Consider the following 19,658-nt stretch of genomic DNA (forward strand, 5'->3'; position numbering starts at 1 on the left):
GAATTTATCCAGGCAAATGAATCCTATTATGCAATGCAGAATGATTATTAGGTACACTATTATAAACAAAAATTTTCTCCTTTCCTTAATTTTTTGGGATGTGTTTTCTGACCAAATAGACTATGTAAACTGCAAAATTACCTGCAAAGTACAGCGAAGCGAACAGGGCGAAAAGATCTCTATTGTTTTGGGATGGGATGCCGTACACTAAAAAATTTAGAATCCCAAGTAAAATGATAGCAAGCCCAATTGCTTGAATTACATACAATCCGAAGTATAAAATAGCCGAAACTATTTCTCTTGTTTGTTTCGTCATTTTCTTCTCCTTTTTTTCAATGTACATTTTTATTCTCAATCAAAGATTGAGAATTCCCTAAAACCCACCATTGTCCGCCGTAGCTCCGCAGAGCGAAGGCAGACCATGTTTGATGAGCTTTAGAAATAAGGGGATGTGTCATCCCCTGGACTAGATTAAAGTTTTGTTTAGGATACTTATGCAATGTCAGGAACGCCAGCAAAAGTTTTTTATGTTTATTGCCGATGCTGCAGAAGTTTTTTTATTTCATTTCCCAATCCATTCTTCATCTCATCTAAGGCTTTTTGGCTAGGTTTTGTACCTTCAGCCTTTCTGATTTTTTCATCTATGACCCAAATGGGTTTTGACGGATTTGGATCATTTGCGTATCTTGGGAAAACATGCCAATGCAAATGATTAGCAGTATTTCCTAGCATTTCAATATTCAGTTTTTCTGGGTTAAAGGTTTTCCAGACAGCTTCTGCCACCAAGCTCATCTCCTGATTCGAATTTCAGTACGTTCATTGGTTTCAAGTTCGAGGTAACTTTTAATAATTAGAGAAATCCACTCACTATGTCCAACAGTAACATATAAATTTATATCTGTTTTTTTAGAAATAAATTCAATATCTGTTGGTTCCAACCATGGATGGGAATCAATAACCGATTCAGTAATTGATTTTACTGTTATAAATTCCCCAAAATCTGTTTTGACAATATCATCTTTATTCATGATTTCCCTTTCTTGTTTTGTTTTTCAAAGTTCGTTTTTATTCTCAATCAAAGATTGAGAATTCCCTAAAGCCCACTAACTCATAATGAGCTTTAGAAATAAGGGGATGAGAGACATCCCCTGAATTGAAAAATTATCCACCAAAGAAATTTATCCAAGTTATTCGCATTTTGGGTTAAGTTTTTTGTGAGCTTGGATCCAATGATAAGAAGCCAGAAATAGCGGGATAAGTATTCGCTAGATCATTTTTTGTAAAGCATCCCAGGTCTAAACGATCGTGTATACTGTTCCGGTAAAAGATGAGGTAGTCATCAAAATTAGCATTAGCAGAAGCTCCTTTGTACTCACAACCTAAGCAGCCAATTTGGATTTGAATGGACTTAATGATACGATTCGGATGTGTAAGAAGTAGAATTGCTATTTCGTAAGGTCCCAGTCCGAATTCATTGTTTTCAAAACATACCATATGGTAACTGTGTTTAGACCATCGTTTGCCGAACTGGAATGGGAATACCCATAAATCTCCTGGTTGCGCATTTAGTTTGGAATGGCATTGCTTAGTTTTATCGAACAGAGAAATATTTTGTTCTAACAGCTCATCCTCTAGCCAAATTTTGAAAACCCGATTTTCAGCAATCAGCTGGAGGGCTTTTGTAAATGCCTCGTAATAAGTTCCGATCCTGTCAGGTTTAGGTATTACTGCCCAGCCCTCTGCTCCTTTTGGTAAATTTCCTTTGGCCAGTTCGTTAACATGGCTGGCATTTAAATTTGGGAAATACTTAAGTAAACTATGTACCTGTTCATCAACTGGAAGGATTCGAAATCCTAAAGGGTAGCGATATAATTCATCCCTTAGTTCTTCCTCGTAGGACAGAAGCTCTGTTTGATCATCGGTTAATAGATTAATAATTCTCTTCATACTTTCCGTCGTCTCGATGGCAAATTGAAGCAATTCAGTATTGCCTTTTGCCTGAATAAAAGCACGCATGAAGTCATGGGCCTGGACGAGCGGAATATCATATAACTTCGATCCCCGATCTGACATCTTACACCTCCTCCTTCTCTTTTTTCAATGTACATTTTTTGCCTTGAAAAATATTTTCAAGACTCTCTAAAACCCACTAACATGTAATGAGTTTTAGAAATAAGGGGATATGCCCCTTAAACTGAATGCTTTAATTTCTTAGTTTCTATCTCCTTTTCCAAATATGCTGAGAGTGTAATAAGAAGTACAGCTAATGAAAAATGTAGAAAAAAACATTTATCAAGATGCTCACAGAATATTTGAAGTAAGAAAGCAGAGTGATCTATTCGTAGCTCCACTTGTGCTAGCCAGAGTAAAAAAAGAATTAGTGGCAAAGCCATAAGAGCAAAAAAATAAAAAATGCTGAATATTTTTAGCGCTCTTATTGATGTTGTAAGAATCTTTACACATTTTTTCGTCATTTTCTTCTCCTTTTTTTCAAAGTTCGTTTTTATCCTCAATCAAAGATTGAGGATTCCCTAAAACCCGCCAACCATTGATGGGCTTTAGAAATAAGGGGATGTGAATCCCCTTAAATGGCGTTATACGGCTTTGATTGCGGCCTTAACAAAAGGCATCCATGTTAAATCAACTTTTATCTCAGCAACTGGTTGGTATTCGGGTTCACCTTTTTTAAGAGTCAAGGGTAACCATATCTCTATGTTTTCCCCAGCCATAGTCCGAAATCTAGCAATGTCTATAATGGGATATTTTCCATTGCAGTATTTAAAATCAACGGGATCTATGCCGAGACATACAGCGCATAGAAGCTTGATGTTGTTTGGTAATTCAGAGTAATCTATTGATTGACTACTTTCATTCCTGTGGGTTAGGGGGCGGGTTGAAAATTTCACTCTCATCTCCTTCATTCTTTAGACGAACAGCTAAAAAGTAGTTATTACCTATGTACGTATTGGCATGTACTTCTGACCAGTGTAGGTCTTCATCTTTTACGGTATAGAGATAACTACCATCAATGCATGCTTTTTCAAAAGTACATACTGGGTAATGTATTCCTTTTGAGTTAACTACTTTTGAACCAAGGGCATAGATTGGTTCACATCCTATATCACATTTAAGTTGTCCATGGATGTGCCCCAAAAAAGTATGCTCTAAATGTTCAAAACATGCAGCATGAAGACCTTTGCTTTTTAGCAAATTTAATATATCTTCTATTGTTCTTTTGAATACTTCTATGTAGACCTTCACCAATTCAGCTTTGCAGGGAGTTTTTAAAATTGGGAACTGATTTTCCATAATAAACTTTTCACTAGAAGATTCTTGTTCATAATATTTTCTGATTCTAGTTTCTTCCTCCTTTGGCAAATTTTTATCAATTAGTATCTGGCACACAACTTCAATTCCTCCATGCAAATCAATTATATCTTTAGCTACCTTGCTAGTTAAATAAGGATCGTTTAATAGATGGTGAAGATCTCTTTCGTTCCCACCTTGTTCCTTTATTGATTTTAAGATTGCATCTATAATTTTTGGATCATTCATTTCTTTCTCCTCCTTGTTTTCTTTTCGTTTCAAAGTACGAGTTAATGACTAATCATAGTAAATACCAGGATATAGTCAAGATAAATGACTATAAAATGGTATTTATTTGACTAAAATTAGCCAAATATAAATAGTAAAATAGTATCTGTTGACTAAAATGTTGACTAAAATTTGAGTATATGTTATATTTGGATATAATATTTCATAATTTCCGCCAAAGGCGGATCAGCCTATGGCTGACGTAATTCAAAACATATGAACTTAGAACAAATTTTACATTCAGTTGGCTTAAATAAAAAACAGGCCAGTGTTTATTTGGCCAGTTTAAAATTGGGTTCAGATACTGCTTATAATATTGCCAAGCAAAGCGGGCTTAAACGCACTACTGTTTATTTTATTTTAGAACAGCTTAAAGAAATGGCTTTTGTCAGCATTCGCAAAACACAAAAGGCCACTTTTTACAAAGCCATTAGCCCAAAAGTATTATTAAAACGTCTGCAAAATCAAACAGTTAATTTGGCTGACGCATTGCCAGATTTAGAAAAATTATATCAAACCCAGCCACAAAAGCCGCAAATAGAAGTTTTTGAGGGCAAACAAGGCGTGAGGCAGGTTTATTTAGAATCTGAAAGATCTTTAGCCAAGGGAGAGGAAGTTTTATATTGGGGCTCATTAGCGCATTTTATGCAAGAAGAATATAAAGATACTTTGGTTTGGTGGATTAAGCTTATGAAAAATAAACGATTTAAAGCCAGGGAAATTTTGGTGGCTAAAGAAGCTGAATCTTCTGACTATTTAGATAAAATAAAAGCCAATCAAAATCCCAATCATCAAATTGCTTTAGCGCCACGAGGCGTTAAATTTGAACATAATGATAATATGATATTTGGCAACAAATTAGCCATTTTCTCTTTGCGCAAAGAAGTTTTCGTGGTTGTGATTGAAAGCGAGGATGTGGCCAATTCTTATCGTAATTTTTTTGAATTGGCTTGGAAGCAGACCATGAAAGTTAAGAAATAAAAAATTATTATACAAAACACCGAAGCAGCGATTTGCAAATCGCTGCTTCGGTTGAGTATGAGAAAATAATTTTTATCTGAGTATATTTTGCGCTGAATTTATTCTTTTTAATGTTTCCTTTTTCCCCAAAACCCAGGCAATTTCAAAGGGACTGGGAGAATTTTGCAGGCCTGATAGAGCCACTCTCATTGGCCAAAGCATATCCCCTACCCCGTAATTTTCTTTTTTAATCCAGGTTATAACTTTATCTTCCAGATTTTTAATTGTTTTAAAGTCAGGGTCATTTAAAGTTAAAATAAAATCCTCAAGTTTAACCAAATTTTCCAAAGTTGCATCTTTATTTGATTTTTTCCAGATTAAAAGTTCGGCCTTGTATTCAGGTTCTTTTTGGAAGAATTCAATGTTTTGATTGATATCAGAAAGTTTTTTTAGCCGTTCCTGTTCAACTGCCACTATTTTTTCAGCTAATTTAGGATTAATGCCTTTAAGATATGGTAGGCATAATTTAGTTAATTCTTTGACTTTCATTTTGCGAATATATAAACCATTTATCCAATCAAGTTTTTCTGTGTCAAAAACTGCGCCTGATTTATTCACGTTTTTAAAGTCAAAAATTTTAATCAATTCTTGTAAATTGAATATTTCTTTGGTATTGCCTTCGCCAGGATTCCAGCCAAGCATTGCCACAAAGTTTATAAGCGCCTCAGGCAAATAACCTTTTTGCAAATAATCTTCAGCAGCAACGTCGCCTTGCCTTTTACTAAGTTTTGATTTGTCAGAGTTTAAAAGCAAAGGTAAATGTGCAAAATAAGGAGGAATCCAGCCAAATGCTTCATAAAGCAGCAAATGTTTAGGTGTTGAAGAAAGCCACTCTTCACCGCGAATAACATGGGTAATTTCCATTTCGTGATCGTCAATCACACTAGCTAAATGATAAGTTGGAAAGCCATCTGATTTGATTAAGACTTGATCATCAATTGTAGTTGTCATAAATCCAACATGTCCTCTTATTAAATCATTAAAAGTAATAGCTGGTTTTTCTGTAAGTCTTGGGACTTTAAGTCTCACAACATGGGGTATTTTGGCTAATATTTTTTGTTCTATATCTTTTTCCGTTAATTGCCTACAAAGACCATCATACATTGGCGGTTTACCATTTTTAAGTTGCTCCTGCCTCATTTTCTCCAAACGTTCCGGCGTGCAGAAACAATAATAGGCCTTCCCTTCCTTAACCAGTTGAGCGGCAAATTTTTGATAAATTTCTAGTCGTTGGGACTGATAAACTGGTTTATTGTCATATTTTAAACCAAATTCATCTAAGATTTTAAAGATTTCCTTATCTGCACCTTTAACTAATCTGGCCTGGTCAGTGTCTTCAATTCTTAACAAAAATTTACCATGATTATGTTTGGCAAATAAAAAATTATATAAAGCAGTCCTTAAACCGCCTACATGCAAATAGCCCGTGGGACTCGGAGCAAATCGTGTAATAACCTTTTGCATATTATTAATATTAGTAGATTCGTAGCTGATTCGTAAATTAGTATCGTTATAAATATTCTTTAAATTTATCAAGGCCGATTTGAACTAATTTTTTTCTTCTGGGCGAGACTTTTTCCAGAATTTTATTTTTATCAATCCATTGCCATTCTGTGTGTTCATGTAAATCCAATTTTATATCTGTGTCTTGGCCAGTGAATTTAAGTAAGAATAAAGTTTGCTTTTGTCCTTTAAACTTATCAATATCAATATAATTTTTATCTTTTTGCCATTTGTACTTATAGCAGTTTTTAAGCATTTTTACAATCTGGAATTTATCCGTGCCAAGTTCTTCTTTCATTTCGCGTCTTACTGCTTCCTCTAGTTTGTCTTTTGTCTTAGCATTTTTTGCGCCCCCTTGAGGCAGTACCCACCCGCCATATTTAGAATGCTGGGTGATCAGTATTTGTTTGTTGTTATTTATAATGAAAGCAGCAACATTTTTACGGTAAATAAAAGTACTGCCGAATCTCCACCCCAAGCAAGCTAATGGAAATATTATAACAGCCTTGATGATTCTTTTCCAGCGCCAGGGTTCCTGGATTAAGCGCCAGAGCCATTCAATGCCCAGTTTGCGCCAAGATTCTGGCGCTCTATTGAGTCTGCCAGAAATAAAATCCAGACTGCCGCCTATACCAAGCATTAATTTTGTGTCTATTTTTTCAATATTTTTACTGATAAAATATTCCTGTTTGGGCGGTCCAAAATTAACAAGAATAATATCTGGGTGGAATTCATTAATTTGCTTGATTAAATTTGGATTTTCAAAATTACCTTGTTTATCAACCTTGCCCGGATCAAGGAATTTAATTTTTAAATTCGGATATTTTTGGCTGATCACATTTAGTGCTCTATCTCCAATTTGGGGCCTGCCTTCAAAAAATAGGATTGAATAATTTTTGTGTTCAGCCAGTTTTAATACTTCCCAGCATAGATCTGCTCCCGTTGTAATATTGAATAATTTTTGTCCAAAAATTCTGGCGCCAAGCTTTAAGCCAAAGCCGTCGGGAATGGAAATAAAAGAGTTTTGGATTATCCTTCGAAATTGTTTATCTTTATAACCGACCAGACAAATTTCAGGATTAGGTGTGACAAGATAACTTTTTTTTCCAGTTAATAAAAAATTAGCAATCTCCCCGATTGCTTCATTTAAAGAAATATCATTAATTTTTGAACCTAGGATGTAAACCTCTTCCATTATTTTGAAGCATAAATATTAACAGGCGTACCTATTGGAGTCCAGTCATAAAGCCATTTGGCGTCAGGTAATTTTAAATTTACGCAGCCATGACTTACTCTGGTGCCAAAATTCCAGTGCCAATAAGCTCCATGTATGGCATAATCACGGTAAAAATACATAACATTCGGCACATTTGGCAGGTTATAATTATCAGGGTTATTTGGTCCGTAATTCCGAGCCATGGTAGTTTTTGGAACTTTGGTGTTAATTTTAAAATCTCCCAGCGGAGTTGGATATTTCCATTTACCGCTGGAAATTATAAATTCTTTTAGTAAAACCCCATTGCTATAGGCATAAAGTTTTTGTTTGCTTAAATCAATTTCAATAATTTTTTGTGAGGGAACGGTTTGAGTGGCGGCTAATATTTCTTTTTGTCCAATACTATTAAAATTGCTATCCGCAATCAAGATGCCTCCGCGAAAATTTTCATAAACAAAAACCCTGGGGCCAATTTTTAGTTTTCCCTCAGCTGAAAATGCCCTTAAATGCGCGCCGCCGCCATAGCCAGGACCTGTTAGAATTTCATTTTTACCATCACTATCAATGTCGCTGGAAGCCAAATTTACGCCACCCAAAAAATTTTTATCATAAGCCAGAAATTCATTAAGCAATTTTGCCTGATCAGTAAAAATTTTTACCCTTGGTTCTTTATTTACTGCTGGCGCTGTTATGATTTCAGCTTTTTTATCATTATTTATATCAACAGCTAAAACATTTACTCCGCCTTTAAAACTTTTTTCATAGGCAGAAAAATAACTCAAATAATTGCTGTAATTGCTAAAAATTTTAACAACCGGTTCTTGCCCATAGCCGGCGCCGACAATTATTTCCTTTTGGCCATCTAGGTTTACATCACCGGCTGAAATGCTGACACCACCTGTTAATTTTTTGTCAAAAGCAAAGAATCCGAAAAGTCGGTTGCCAAAGCGGTCAAAGACTCTGATTTCAGAATTGCCTCCTTCATTTTGAGCCGTGATTATTTCTGAGGTGCTATCATTGAATAAATCAGTGGCAATAGCCTTAATCCCGCCAGTATAATTTTCTTCATATGCTAAAAATTCAAATTTAAAGCTGCCTTGGCTGTCAAAAATTTTAATCAAAGGTTTTTCATTCCTGCCAGCTGCCACAATGATTTCAGGCTTTTTATCATTTTCCAAATCAGCCACTGCGATATTTAAGCCTTCAACCGTGGAATTTTCAGGAAATGGGAAAATATCCTTTTCAGCTTGTAATGTTTCTACATTAAAAATTCTGATTGTCGGCCTAATCTTAACAATCTGATCTGCAGGTAAGGTTTCTGCCTTGATGTTTGTGGCAAATAATAAGCCTAATAAGGTGATAATAATGATTTTTTTCATAATTTAATTATATCTATTTATAATCATCTTGACAATGAATCTGGCAGATTTATAATTAAGACATAAGTGTCTTGTGGAAATTTTAGGGCCAAGCCACAAACACTCTTTTTCTCTATTAAAGAGATTCTGGAACCCATTTGGGGACATGCGCTGTCCCCTTTTTTTTGTTATAATTAGGTTACTAATGTACTAATAATCTACTAATCTACAAATTTGTCCAGTAGGATTCCTTGAAATATTAGTAGTATTAGCCTGCCTGCCCTGCCTACCGGCAGGCAGGCGGCAGGCAGGTAAAAATTAGTAAATTAGTATCCTTATGAAATTAGCGCAATTCTGGGTAAAAAAAGACAATAAAATTCAGTGCCAGCTTTGCAACCATTATTGCTTAATAGCTGATGGCAATCGTGGTATTTGCGCTGTGAGGAAAAATATTGAAAATAAGCTTTATGCCCTGGATTATGGCAAAGTGATTACGGCTAATATTGATCCAATTGAGAAAAAGCCGCTATTCCATTTTTTGCCAGGCAGTTTAAGTTATTCAATAGCCACTGTTGGCTGTAATTTCCACTGCCTTCACTGCCAAAATGCTGATATTTCCCAATATGCTGAGAAAGGCCTGGAGGCTGATTTTGTGCCAGGGCAAGACACTAAACCAGAGGAAATTATCCAAAAGGCTAAAGAAAGCGGCTGTCTTTCAATATCTTACACTTATACTGAACCTACGATCTATGCTGAATTTGCCTTGGATTGCATGAAGCTGGCCAAAGAAGCCGGGCTTAAAAATGTCTGGGTGTCTAATGGTTATACTGCGCCCGAGGCTTGGCCGGAGATACTTCCCTATTTGGATGCGATAAATGTTGATTTGAAATTTTTTACTAATGAAACATATTTAAAAATCTGTGGGGCAAAATTACAGCCGGTTTTGGAAAATTTAAAATTATTAAATCATCATAAAATCTGGCTGGAAATAACTACTTTGATTATTCCGGGCCTAAATGATTCTGATAAAGAGCTGGAAGAAATTGCTAAATTTATAAAAAATTATTTAGGCTCGGAAACTCCCTGGCATATTTCTCGATTTTTCCCTCAATATAAACTGCAAGATCAAGATCCCACAGAAGAAGATTTAATTTATAAGGCCTATAAAATTGGCAAAGAGATTGGTTTAAAATATGTTTATGGGGGCAATGTCACTTCTGATACAATGGAAAATACCTATTGTCCAAAATGCGGAGAACTGGTGATTAAGCGGTTTGGCTATGAAATAAAGCGCTTTGATCAAAATGGCTATTGCCCTAAATGTAATGAAAAAATTGAGTTGGTTTTAAAGTAAAAACGGACAAATTTATATCATAGGCCACTTTAGTGGCCGTGCGTGAATTCTATAATATTTCTAGGCCGTTTTTTTGCTCAGCTATTGACAATATTTTAATTATATGCTATCATGTCCTTGAGATGCCTAGATGGATTTAATAGGCTTACCCTAGATAAAACTTACTATCCTAAGAAAATTTAGGGGAAAAATCTCTCTATTTAAAAGTAGCAAATTGGATAGAATTTGCGAAATATGACCGGGTTGGACTCAAGAGTGGAGATTGAGTCTATTAAAAAAACCCAATAAACCATGCCTTGCATAGCGAGGCGTCCGGACGTAGGAATAATCCGCCTATAAAGGACAGAATATACCACTCATATTCTGTGGTTTTTATAAAAATTACGGCCTGCAATCAAGCGGGCCTTTTTTAATTGAAATAGAAAAAGACGGCTTTTTAGGGCCGTCTTATTGTTTTAGTATTGTGGCCGATAAAGGCCAACATTTCCAGGTTCATGAAGTTGGGTGACTGAATCATCTTCAATTGTTTGTCTGATGGCTTCGGCTAATAGTCCGGCTATAGAAAGGATTTTGAACTTTGGTTCACCGCTGACTTTGTCTTCAACCGGTATAGTATCGGTTATGACAAATTCATCTATCGGTGAATTTTTTAAAGCCGCGATAACCTCGGCTGTTGATTTTCCTTCCTTGGCTAGGGGCGCATGCGGCGCATACATAATGATTTTTTTAGCGCCATTGTCTTTCAGGGCTTGAGCATCTTTGATCGCTGTTCCCCCAGAGCAGATTTCGTCGTCAATCATGATGCAGATTTTGCCTTTAGTGGCAATTTCGCGTTTTATTTCCACGACTTTGCCATCACGAACCTTGTCAATATAATCGTGAGGCAGCTTAGTAATTTCGGTAAGCTTGGCCGAGCGTTTAGCGGCACTGCTGTCAGAAAAGCAGATTAGCACGTCATCTTTTTTTCCACCTAAAACCGTTTGAATGTAGTTGTTGAGATAATCCGCAAACATGTAAATAGTGGAAATTTCATCAGCTGAGGGCCTGAAATAATGCTTGACGTGAGTGTCATGTGGGTCTAGTAAAAGCACTCTTTCAACGCCCAGAGTTTTATTGATAATTTGGGCTAAAACGCTGCTCATTACAGAAATTCTGGGCTTGTCCTTACGGTCACTGCGAGCGTAAGGCATGTATGGAAAAGTTAGCAGCAAGTCAGCAGCATTAGAATTGTAAATAGCGTCAAGTAAACACATCAGTTCAACCAAGCGTTGATTTACAGGCGGAGTTTGAGTGTGTATTACTACGACAAAATAACCGCGAACATTATCTATTTGCAATTCCACGTTTTCATTGTCAAAATATGACACTTTTGGCCGAGATAAGATTAAGCCCTCCTCAGGTTTAAATATCTTTGGCAGGCGTTTGTATAGTTCTTTACAGACCTTCTCTGCCAGAATATCCGAACCAGGCAAAGCCATTACTTTTACTCCGCGAAACTTCATTTTTCCTCCTCTGTAAAAAGTTTTTGTTTACCAATTTAAGGCACATTAACCTTAACATTTTTTACTAAAAAGTCAAGCTTGACATTCACTTTTTTATTTATTATACTAAACTTAGCACTCTTGAAGCTGGAGTGCTAAATTTCATAATTCAGCATTCATAATTCATAATTATTCAAAATATGTTTAACCCCAATAAATTAACCACTAAATCCCAGGAAGCTTTGAGAAATGCCCAGGAAATTGCCATTGACCATCAAAACCAGCAGGTTGATGCTTTGCATTTGCTCGCTTCCCTGCTTACTCAAGACGAAAGTTTAGTTAATACAATTTTAAAAAAATTGGAAGTTGACCCTGCTCAATTAAAAAATCAGATTTTTCAGGCTATTGAAGCATTCCCAAAAACCAAAGGCGATATAAGCCTGACTCAGATGTTTTTAACCGAAGATTTAGCCCGAGTTTTAGCTGGCTCAGAAAAAGAAGCTAAAGAATTCAAGGATGAGTATATCTCAACTGAACACATTTTTTTATCAATGTTAAATACCAAAAGCAAGGTCAAAATTCTTTTGGATTCTTTTGGTATTCAATATGATGCTGTTTTAAAATTATTGGCGCAGCTGCGTGGCTCTACCAGAATTACAGATCCGGAACCAGAATCAAAATTCCAGGTTTTGGAAAAGTACGCCCAGAATTTAACAGAAATGGCCAGGCAAGAGAAATTAGATCCGGTCATTGGGCGTGATTCTGAAATTCGCCGCGTGATGCAGGTTTTATCCCGCAGAACAAAAAATAATCCGGTTTTGATCGGTGAAGCCGGAGTTGGCAAAACAGCCATTGCCGAAGGTTTAGCGCAAAGAATTGTGGCTGGTGATGTGCCGGAAACTTTAAAAAATAAAGAAGTAATTGCTTTGGATTTGGGTTCTTTAATTGCCGGGACCAAATTCCGCGGTGAATTTGAGGATCGCTTAAAAGCAGTTTTAAAGGAAGTTGAAAATTCCAATGGCCAGATAATTTTATTTATTGATGAACTGCATACTGTTGTCGGCGCTGGCGCGATTGAAGGTTCAATGGATGCATCCAATATGTTAAAGCCAGCTTTAGCTCGCGGTAAATTGCATGCCATTGGCGCTACAACTTTGAAAGAATATCACAAATATATTGAAAAAGATCCTGCTTTAGAAAGACGCTTTCAGCCAGTCATGGTCTTGGAACCTTCTATTGAAGATACGATCGCAATTTTGCGCGGTATTAAAGATAAATATGAAGTCCATCATGGCGTAAGAATTACTGACTCAGCGATTTTAGCTGCGGCTGAATTTTCTCAAAGATATATTACTGACCGTTTTTTGCCTGATAAAGCAGTTGATTTAATAGATGAAGCAACTTCTGCTCTGCGTATGGAAATTGATTCAATGCCTGAGGAGCTTGATAAAATGAAGCGCAAAACGAAACAGCTGGAAATTGAAAAAGCAGCGCTAAAAAAAGAATCTGATAAAGGCTCAAAGGACAATTTGAAAATTTTAGATAAAGAATTGCATGATTTAAAAGAAAAATCCAACCAATTGGAATTGCACTGGAAAAGCGAGAAAGATATTATTACCCAGATTCGCGAAGCCAAAAAGAAAATTGATTCTTTGAAACAAGAGGCTGATATCTTGGAAAGAAAGGCTGAACTGCAAAAAGTGGCGGAAATTCGTTATGGCCAGATCCCAGCGATTGAAAAGAAAATCAAAGAATTTGAAAAAAAATTAGCTAATGTGCAAAAAGACCATAAAATTCTGAAAGAAGAAGTAACTGAAGAAGATATTGCCCATGTTGTTTCACGCTGGACAGGCATCCCGGTTTCCAAAATGCTTGAGTCAGAAATGGCCAAATTAGCCCATGCTGAGGATGAACTGAGAAAACGCGTGGTTGGCCAGCAAGAAGCGATTTCTGCAGTGGCTAATGCCATCAGGCGCTCACGAGCTGGCGTGTCAGAAGAAAACAGGCCAATTGGCTCATTTATCTTTTTAGGCCCAACTGGCGTGGGTAAAACAGAATTAGCCAAAGCTCTGGCTGAATTTATGTTCAATGATGAAAATGCCATGATTCGCGTGGACATGTCTGAATATATGGAAAAGCATTCTGTTTCCAAATTCATTGGTTCTCCCCCAGGCTATATCGGCTATGAAGAAGGCGGACAATTAACTGAACAAGTGCGTAGACGCCCCTACTCTGTAGTTTTATTTGATGAAATTGAAAAAGCCCACCCGGAAGTATTTAATGTTTTATTACAGCTTTTAGATGATGGCCGTTTGACTGATGCCAAAGGACGAGTTGTTAATTTCAAAAATACAATTATTATCATGACTTCAAATTTGGGCAATCAGCTTTTGAAAGATGTTTCGCTTGGCTTTGAAGATAAGACACTTAAAAAAGAGAATACAATGGATGAGGAAAAAATGAAAGAAAAAGTTTATGAAGCCTTAAAAGCCCAGTTTAAACCAGAATTTATTAATCGTCTTGATGAAATAATTATTTTCCATCCTTTAGGTAAAAAAGAAATTGAAAAAATTATTGAATTACAGCTGGAAATAGTCACCAAGCGTTTGGCTGATAAGAAAATCAAATTAGAGTTTACCAAAGCTTTGGAAGAATATCTGGCCAACAAAGGCTTTGATCCCCAATTTGGCGCGCGTCCGCTTAAACGCGTGATTCAAAGTCAAATCCTTGATGATCTGGCTTTGCAGATAATTGAAGGCAAAATTAAAGAAGGACAGAAAGTTAAGGTTGATGTGGAGAAGGATAAAGTAGTGTTTAAATAAACTGAAATAAAAAAAGAGGCGGTTTATATCTCCTCTTTTTTAATATAAAATTATTTAACTACTTCGATCTTAAATATAAAATTTTGATGTTTAACGTTTTCACCTTTTATGAAAGCAGTAATTTGGTGAATTCCATCTTTTAAGAATGTTATATTAATATTCCCCTGATGATTATCTTCGCTACATTGTATCATCTCTTGTTTAAAACGCACTATTTGTTTTTCTTCTCCTTTATATATAGAAGAGATGTTGGGGGTATCTTCTACTAGAAAATCTAGAGGGAAAACAAGTCCGATTTGTATATTTTTAGCCATTTCTGATGATGAATTTAAAATTGATATGGGTATCTCCTGCTTTTTATTAGATGCAAATCTTAATTCCTTGTTAGGCTCAAGTTTTTGATCACCAAATTTTATAAATATTTGTTCAAGTAAGATTTTTTGGCCTGACCCAGTTTTATCAATTAAAGTCGACAATAATTCTATTATTTTGTTATCAGAAGTATTTTTTTCATCGTTTAGTATTTTCGAAATTTCCATCACGATTTCTAATAATTTTATGATTACATATACGAAATATCCCAATAAAAGTATACTAATCGGAATTATTATAAAATATTTATAAATAATTTCCAGATAAAAAGATAATAATGTAATTACAAATAGTAATAAGAGGGGGATGGAAAGTCTAAGTATTTGGTATTTAGGGTTCAAATATGAAAGTTTATTCTCTGCGTTTTTTTTATTTTTCTTTAAACTCTTTATGGTTTTTTCAATCAATGCTAAATCTATACCACCCTCCCTTTTTTTAATTTCAGCATCTAGATTTTTTTCATTTGATGATTTTTCGTTCTCATAATTTTGTTCAAGTTTTTTTATCCCTTCTGGAAAGAGTGAAATTAAGATGCCAACAAGTGGCAATATGAAGGCCAGCGCTGCTAAAACTAAATTAGTAAGGGCATTCATTATTATATTGATCGGATTATTGTATGTGACAACCAGATTAGCTTTAATATTTGGAAGGGCTAATAAAAGTGTAGATACAAAAATTGTTAGAACTATTAAAATTAATAGAATTAGTTCAATTCTTTTCTTGAATCTATTTATAAAATCAGCAATTATTTTTTTCATAATATTGAGGTTATTTTTTATACTTTAAGTATAAACATATGTGTGTTAAAGTCAAATGTTTTTGGTGAATTTTTTGACAATAAAAAAAGCCGCCCTGAACTCAAAGTTCTAGGGCGGTTTTGTTTTTGCAAGTATTTATTATCCCCTTTTGACAAAAATTGTCACTATTTTGTGGAAATTTGTCTGGCGGAATTTGGTGCTCATGCCGAGCAAAACAAGGGTTTTTTCTGGACGATAATCTTCTTTGATTAATTCCTTTGTCTTGTCAGCAGCTTTCTTGTTTTCCATGCGAACGGCCTGGATACCGACAATATTTTTCGGGTTTTCCAATTCAATTAGGAGCGGCACGCCTTCAATCCCAGCTTTCTTTTTTTTGCCTTCCATTTTTTACCTCCTTAATGGATTTTAGTTAAAGTTATCAGAAATGATAGTTTTTGTCCACGCAGCTCTTCACAATAGCTATATAAAATTCAAAGGCCCCGTTAAAAATGCATTCAAGCATTTTGTAACGGGGCCGAGTGTGGAGAGAAAACCTTCTTTGTCGTAGCCGCCAGCGTATAAAAAGGCGTCCTCATCTACATGCAATAGCATGTTCGCCTAAGATTCTCTGGTAGCTTTTTTGCGGGCATGCAGATTATGACGTTCCGGTACCGTATGAACATCTCGTTTCGGCGCTCCTAGGTTGCGCCATAGTCACGGGCCGGATTGAAGCGTGATTGTGCTTGAACGCCCATTAGAACATCGGATTTTTTAGACGTTCGGCACATTTTCGACGGTCGCCCATGGTGCGTCCGTTTGAATCTCAAACTTTCGATCATCAGGATTCGGCCTTCCATGATAGGCCTTTCAATCGTATTTTTCGAGAATTTCGAAGTCAATTGGCCGGATCGCGGCAGTTTTTACAAATCCCGCGTTCCGGAAGTTTTTTCCCGCATAAAATCGGAAGGTTTTAAGAACTCGATTCTCCACACTTTATGATTAACATCATAGCATATCTATAAGATTTTGTCAAGACTATGGCGGTTTTTGATTTGAAATAAATGATTTTATATGCTATTATTAGAATATGACAAAATCTAAAATTTGCACAATTTTATTATTTTTAAGTTTACTTTTATCCCCTATTTTAGCCGTAAACCCAGCTTTAGCTTTTGATTTTGATCCTAATGATATTATTTCTGATGGGGATTTACAGGATTATAGCACCATGGATATGAATGCGATCCAGGATTTTTTAAATAATCAAAAAGGTATTTTAAAAACATACAACACAAATGATAATTTTGGCATTACCAGATCAGCAGCTGAAATTATTTATAATGCAGCCCAGACATATAAAATTAATCCTAAATGGATTTTAGCTACCTTGCAAAAAGAACAAAGCTTAGTAACTAACCCAACGCCTAAGCAGCGCGATTTAGATTGGGCCATGGGCTATGCGGTTTGTGATTCCTGCTCAACCGATGATCCCCAGATTGCTATGTTTAAAGGCTTTGGCACGCAGGTTGATCGCGCTACCTATCGCATCAGATATTATTATGATCATCCCAATGAATTTAATTATAAGATTGGGCAGCAATGCACAATAGATGGCCAAAATGTTTCTCCTTATAGCCAGGCCACTGCCAATTTGTATATTTACACTCCTCATTTGAAAGGCAATTATAATTTTTGGAATATCTGGAATCGCTGGTTTTCTAAAATTTATCCGGATGGCACATTAATTCAGCAAACAGGCAGTGATAAAGTTTGGTTAATTGCCGGTGGCAAGCGCCGTGAATTTTGGTCAAAATCTGCGTTAGCAAGCCGTTTCGGCACTAATAGAATTACTGAGGTTTCTAAAAATGATTTGCAAAGATATGAAATCGGCTATCCGATTAAATATGCCAATTATTCGCTGTTGAAATCACCGGCTGGCAAAATCTACCTGATTGTTAATAATGAAAAAAAGGAAATTGAATCAGCTGAAGTTTTTCGCGAAATTGGTTATAATGAAGATGAGGTGATTGAGGTGACAGATGAAGAATTGTCATATTATGCTGATGGCCGCCAAATTACTTTAAATAGCCTTTATCCGCAAGGCGCATTGCTTCAAGATAAAAATACAGGCGGAGTTTATTATGTTGAAGACGGCATTAAATATCCGATCTGGTCAAAAGAAATTTTAGCTATAAATTATAATAAGAGTTATAAGGTCACTAAAGTCAGTCCTGAAGAACTGGATAAATATGTGACAGCAGCAAATGGCGTTAAATTGAGAGACGGCACGCTTGTAAAATTACCCGCAGAAAATAAAGTTTATGTGATTTCCAATGGCCAGCGACGCTGGATTAGCAATGAAAATACTTTTAATCAATTGGGTTATACCTGGTCAGAAGTTATAACAGTCAATGACAAAGTCTTTAGCTTGCATCCACAGGGAGAAGATCTTGATCTCTTGGTAGGCAATACCAAAATAGCAACTAATTAATAACCAACCTTTGTTGGCCATAGCCAACTACGGTTGGCGAAGGCCAATAATCAAATCCCAAATACCAAATAAATTGCAAAATTACAAATCGCAAATTGTTAAGATTTTGGTATTTAGCGCTTGAGATTTATTTGTAATTTGATATTTGGCATTTGTAATTTTAAAAGTATGATTGTTTTTAGCGCGATTTGTCCCCATCCGCCAATTCTCATTCCTAATATCGGCAAGGACAATTTGGATAAAATTAAAGATACGGCCAAGGCCTTAAAAGATTTGGAAAAAGATTTATATGCTGCCAAGCCTGATGTTATTTTGATTATCTCGCCTCATGGAGAAATAATTCCTGATGCCTTTTCCATAAATTTAAATTCAAGTTATTACCTTGATTTTGAGGAGTTCGGTGATTTTACCACTAAGGCAGAATTTAAAAGCAGCCCGAGGCTAGTTTTACAATTAAAAGAAAGGGTTGAAAATCAATTTCCTCTGATATTATCAAGTATGAATAAATTAGATCATGGCGCAGGCGTGCCGCTTTTTTATCTGACTAAGCATCTTAAAAATATTGAAATTATCCCCTTATCTTATAGCCTGCTTGATTATGACAAGCATTTCCAATTTGGCCAGCTTTTGAAAAAAGAGCTTGTCAAAAGCGACAAACGCGTGGCAATTATTGCTTCCGGTGATATGTCCCATGTTTTAACCAAAGACGCTCCTGCCGGCTATTCACCCAAAGGAGCTGAATTTGATGCCAAGCTTGTTAACCTGTTGAAACGCAAGGATATGCGCGGTATTTTAAATCTTGACCATAAATTGATTGAGGAGGCGGCAGAATGCGGTCTGCGTTCATTTTTAATCTTATTGGGAATTATTGAAGAATATAAATATGATGTTGAAGTCTTGTCTTATGAAGGGCCTTTTGGCGTGGGTTATCTAGTGGCAAATTTTAAGTTGGTGTAATTTATAAAAAATAATTTTGTCTTCACGACCGAAGGAGCGATTGGCCAATCGCTCCTTCGTTTATTTGGGAGTAAAAAAAGAACTCTCTGCGGAGAGTTCTGTAAGTTTTAAGATGACGAATAAATCGCTTTGCACTTGGGTTTGAGTTTATCGGCTATGACCGAAAGCTCAAGCATTTCTTCAAGCGAAAATTTTTTAGGATTCAGATCAGAAAGCATGTATTCGATGGACTTGGCAAATTGCTCTCGAAAAAATGTTTTCAGGTTTTCAATCGCGTCTGGTGGTTTGGAGGCAAACTTTGTTTCTGCTAGGACCACATAAACACTCGCCGTGATTTGATATCCAAGTTTATTAATTATTAATTCTATCGCTTGTTTGCAATAGAAATAATAAGCATTTCTTTGATTGCCGATATCCCGGTCTATCTTATTAAAAATTTCCAGGATACCCCGCATTAGCGCTAGCGGATCTTTGCTGGCAATCAAAGGCCTCATTATCTGTCTGACTTTTGCTTGCTTTTCTTGCTGGTTTTTCTCCCTGGTTGCTAATTCCTCTAAATGTTCCTTGGTGTAGGTGGTGGTGCCCTCTCTTCCATCTGGGCTTATTAATTTTACTTTACCTATTACTTTTTGATCAGATCCAGCCATTTTTTCCTCCTTTGGCTATTTATTTTTTTTAACTTTATCTTAGCTTAACACGGTAATTTTGTCTCGTCAATTTCAATTGAATTTTAAAGATTTTAATGATAAAATT

19 protein-coding genes are annotated in these 19,658 nt (G+C 35.9%); 6 read left to right on the forward strand and 13 right to left on the reverse strand.

Going from position 1 to position 19,658, the window contains the following annotated elements; translation table 11 throughout:
• Window positions 1-85: 85 nt before the first annotated feature.
• From WC460_03085 to WC460_03100, 4 genes are all read right to left on the reverse strand, one after another.
• Complete coding sequence (locus WC460_03085) at window positions 86-316, reverse strand: hypothetical protein (protein ID MFA5188319.1); 231 nt, start codon at window positions 314-316, stop codon at window positions 86-88.
• Window positions 317-531: 215 nt separating this feature from the next.
• Complete coding sequence (locus WC460_03090; GenBank protein MFA5188320.1) at window positions 532-783, reverse strand: HIT domain-containing protein; 252 nt, start codon at window positions 781-783, stop codon at window positions 532-534.
• A 5-nt stretch (window positions 784-788) separates the two neighbouring features.
• Window positions 789-1,028, reverse strand: coding sequence for a hypothetical protein (locus WC460_03095; GenBank protein ID MFA5188321.1), 240 nt, complete (start codon window positions 1,026-1,028; stop codon window positions 789-791).
• Window positions 1,029-1,203: 175 nt separating this feature from the next.
• Window positions 1,204-2,073: a hypothetical protein gene (locus tag WC460_03100; GenBank protein MFA5188322.1), complete on the reverse strand. Its 870-nt coding sequence runs from the start codon at window positions 2,071-2,073 to the stop codon at window positions 1,204-1,206.
• Window positions 2,074-2,266: 193 nt separating this feature from the next.
• On the opposite strand from WC460_03100, the gene WC460_03105 reads away from it, so the two are divergent.
• Window positions 2,267-2,395, forward strand: a complete 129-nt coding sequence (locus WC460_03105) for a hypothetical protein (protein ID MFA5188323.1) — start codon at window positions 2,267-2,269, stop codon at window positions 2,393-2,395.
• A gap of 199 nt (window positions 2,396-2,594) precedes the next feature.
• Here WC460_03105 and WC460_03110 read toward each other — a convergent pair whose 3' ends face one another.
• Both WC460_03110 and WC460_03115 read right to left on the reverse strand, forming a co-directional pair.
• Entirely contained in the window at window positions 2,595-2,906 is a 312-nt protein-coding gene (locus WC460_03110; GenBank protein ID MFA5188324.1) for a hypothetical protein, read from the reverse strand.
• Window positions 2,869-3,555 (reverse strand): hypothetical protein, encoded by a 687-nt coding sequence (locus WC460_03115; GenBank protein MFA5188325.1) that lies wholly within the window; start codon window positions 3,553-3,555, stop codon window positions 2,869-2,871. The genes WC460_03110 and WC460_03115 overlap by 38 nt, the downstream gene beginning before the upstream one ends.
• A 255-nt stretch (window positions 3,556-3,810) precedes the next feature.
• On the opposite strand from WC460_03115, the gene WC460_03120 reads away from it, so the two are divergent.
• A complete protein-coding gene (locus tag WC460_03120; GenBank protein ID MFA5188326.1) occupies window positions 3,811-4,575 on the forward strand; it encodes a helix-turn-helix domain-containing protein in 765 nt (254 codons plus the stop codon).
• 72 nt (window positions 4,576-4,647) lie between these two features.
• Here WC460_03120 and gltX read toward each other — a convergent pair whose 3' ends face one another.
• The 3 genes from gltX to WC460_03135 are packed head-to-tail and all read right to left on the reverse strand — an operon-like array spanning window position 4,648 to window position 8,712.
• Entirely contained in the window at window positions 4,648-6,078 is a 1,431-nt protein-coding gene (gltX, locus tag WC460_03125) for a glutamate--tRNA ligase (GenBank protein ID MFA5188327.1), read from the reverse strand.
• A gap of 46 nt (window positions 6,079-6,124) precedes the next feature.
• Window positions 6,125-7,312 (reverse strand): WecB/TagA/CpsF family glycosyltransferase, encoded by a 1,188-nt coding sequence (locus WC460_03130; GenBank protein MFA5188328.1) that lies wholly within the window; start codon window positions 7,310-7,312, stop codon window positions 6,125-6,127.
• Window positions 7,312-8,712 carry a L,D-transpeptidase gene (locus WC460_03135; GenBank protein ID MFA5188329.1) on the reverse strand — a complete coding sequence of 467 codons (1,401 nt, stop codon included), beginning with the start codon at window positions 8,710-8,712 and terminating at the stop codon, window positions 7,312-7,314. Before WC460_03135 ends, WC460_03130 begins: the two co-directional genes overlap by 1 nt.
• A gap of 316 nt (window positions 8,713-9,028) precedes the next feature.
• Here WC460_03135 and amrS point away from each other — a divergent pair, with 316 nt between their 5' ends.
• Window positions 9,029-10,045: an AmmeMemoRadiSam system radical SAM enzyme gene (gene amrS, locus WC460_03140; GenBank protein MFA5188330.1), complete on the forward strand. Its 1,017-nt coding sequence runs from the start codon at window positions 9,029-9,031 to the stop codon at window positions 10,043-10,045.
• Between the two features lie 455 nt (window positions 10,046-10,500).
• Here amrS and prs read toward each other — a convergent pair whose 3' ends face one another.
• The gene (gene prs / locus WC460_03145; protein MFA5188331.1) at window positions 10,501-11,547 is read right to left on the reverse strand and encodes a ribose-phosphate diphosphokinase; all 1,047 of its coding nucleotides are present in this window, start codon (window positions 11,545-11,547) and stop codon (window positions 10,501-10,503) included.
• 179 nt (window positions 11,548-11,726) lie between these two features.
• Here prs and clpB point away from each other — a divergent pair, with 179 nt between their 5' ends.
• A complete protein-coding gene (gene clpB / locus WC460_03150; protein MFA5188332.1) occupies window positions 11,727-14,348 on the forward strand; it encodes an ATP-dependent chaperone ClpB in 2,622 nt (873 codons plus the stop codon).
• 50 nt (window positions 14,349-14,398) lie between these two features.
• Here the strand turns inward: clpB and WC460_03155 are convergent, their stop codons facing one another.
• Both WC460_03155 and WC460_03160 read right to left on the reverse strand, forming a co-directional pair.
• Complete coding sequence (locus WC460_03155) at window positions 14,399-15,478, reverse strand: hypothetical protein (protein MFA5188333.1); 1,080 nt, start codon at window positions 15,476-15,478, stop codon at window positions 14,399-14,401.
• Window positions 15,479-15,616: 138 nt separating this feature from the next.
• On the reverse strand, window positions 15,617-15,862 hold the full coding sequence (locus tag WC460_03160; GenBank protein ID MFA5188334.1) for a hypothetical protein: 246 nt from the start codon (window positions 15,860-15,862) through the stop codon (window positions 15,617-15,619).
• 682 nt (window positions 15,863-16,544) lie between these two features.
• On the opposite strand from WC460_03160, the gene WC460_03165 reads away from it, so the two are divergent.
• Both WC460_03165 and amrB read left to right on the forward strand, forming a co-directional pair.
• On the forward strand, window positions 16,545-17,948 hold the full coding sequence (locus WC460_03165; GenBank protein ID MFA5188335.1) for a hypothetical protein: 1,404 nt from the start codon (window positions 16,545-16,547) through the stop codon (window positions 17,946-17,948).
• 168 nt (window positions 17,949-18,116) lie between these two features.
• On the forward strand, window positions 18,117-18,905 hold the full coding sequence (gene amrB / locus WC460_03170; protein MFA5188336.1) for an AmmeMemoRadiSam system protein B: 789 nt from the start codon (window positions 18,117-18,119) through the stop codon (window positions 18,903-18,905).
• 107 nt (window positions 18,906-19,012) lie between these two features.
• On the opposite strand, the gene WC460_03175 is transcribed toward amrB, so the two are convergent.
• Window positions 19,013-19,552 (reverse strand): hypothetical protein, encoded by a 540-nt coding sequence (locus tag WC460_03175; GenBank protein ID MFA5188337.1) that lies wholly within the window; start codon window positions 19,550-19,552, stop codon window positions 19,013-19,015.
• Window positions 19,553-19,658: the final 106 nt, after the last annotated feature.

The sequence above is a fragment of the Patescibacteria group bacterium genome, assembly GCA_041651155.1.
Classification (GTDB): Bacteria; Patescibacteriota; Patescibacteriia; order CAIXNZ01; family CAIXNZ01; genus JAPLYF01.

What these genes read in the sequence shown, in the direction of transcription:
- WC460_03130 (MFA5188328.1), bottom strand. Translation starts at nt 7,312, where the DNA reads ATGGAAGAGGTTTACATCCTAGGTTCAAAAATTAATGATATTTCTTTA.
- WC460_03100 (MFA5188322.1), bottom strand. Translation starts at nt 2,073, where the DNA reads ATGTCAGATCGGGGATCGAAGTTATATGATATTCCGCTCGTCCAGGCC.
- amrB (MFA5188336.1), top strand. Translation starts at nt 18,117, where the DNA reads ATGATTGTTTTTAGCGCGATTTGTCCCCATCCGCCAATTCTCATTCCT.
- WC460_03085 (MFA5188319.1), bottom strand. Translation starts at nt 316, where the DNA reads ATGACGAAACAAACAAGAGAAATAGTTTCGGCTATTTTATACTTCGGA.
- WC460_03135 (MFA5188329.1), bottom strand. Translation starts at nt 8,712, where the DNA reads ATGAAAAAAATCATTATTATCACCTTATTAGGCTTATTATTTGCCACA.
- WC460_03115 (MFA5188325.1), bottom strand. Translation starts at nt 3,555, where the DNA reads ATGAATGATCCAAAAATTATAGATGCAATCTTAAAATCAATAAAGGAA.
- WC460_03155 (MFA5188333.1), bottom strand. Translation starts at nt 15,478, where the DNA reads ATGAAAAAAATAATTGCTGATTTTATAAATAGATTCAAGAAAAGAATT.
- WC460_03120 (MFA5188326.1), top strand. Translation starts at nt 3,811, where the DNA reads ATGAACTTAGAACAAATTTTACATTCAGTTGGCTTAAATAAAAAACAG.
- WC460_03175 (MFA5188337.1), bottom strand. Translation starts at nt 19,552, where the DNA reads ATGGCTGGATCTGATCAAAAAGTAATAGGTAAAGTAAAATTAATAAGC.
- WC460_03095 (MFA5188321.1), bottom strand. Translation starts at nt 1,028, where the DNA reads ATGAATAAAGATGATATTGTCAAAACAGATTTTGGGGAATTTATAACA.
- amrS (MFA5188330.1), top strand. Translation starts at nt 9,029, where the DNA reads ATGAAATTAGCGCAATTCTGGGTAAAAAAAGACAATAAAATTCAGTGC.
- WC460_03105 (MFA5188323.1), top strand. Translation starts at nt 2,267, where the DNA reads ATGAAAAATGTAGAAAAAAACATTTATCAAGATGCTCACAGAATATTT.
- gltX (MFA5188327.1), bottom strand. Translation starts at nt 6,078, where the DNA reads ATGCAAAAGGTTATTACACGATTTGCTCCGAGTCCCACGGGCTATTTG.
- clpB (MFA5188332.1), top strand. Translation starts at nt 11,727, where the DNA reads ATGTTTAACCCCAATAAATTAACCACTAAATCCCAGGAAGCTTTGAGA.
- WC460_03160 (MFA5188334.1), bottom strand. Translation starts at nt 15,862, where the DNA reads ATGGAAGGCAAAAAAAAGAAAGCTGGGATTGAAGGCGTGCCGCTCCTA.
- WC460_03165 (MFA5188335.1), top strand. Translation starts at nt 16,545, where the DNA reads ATGACAAAATCTAAAATTTGCACAATTTTATTATTTTTAAGTTTACTT.
- prs (MFA5188331.1), bottom strand. Translation starts at nt 11,547, where the DNA reads ATGAAGTTTCGCGGAGTAAAAGTAATGGCTTTGCCTGGTTCGGATATT.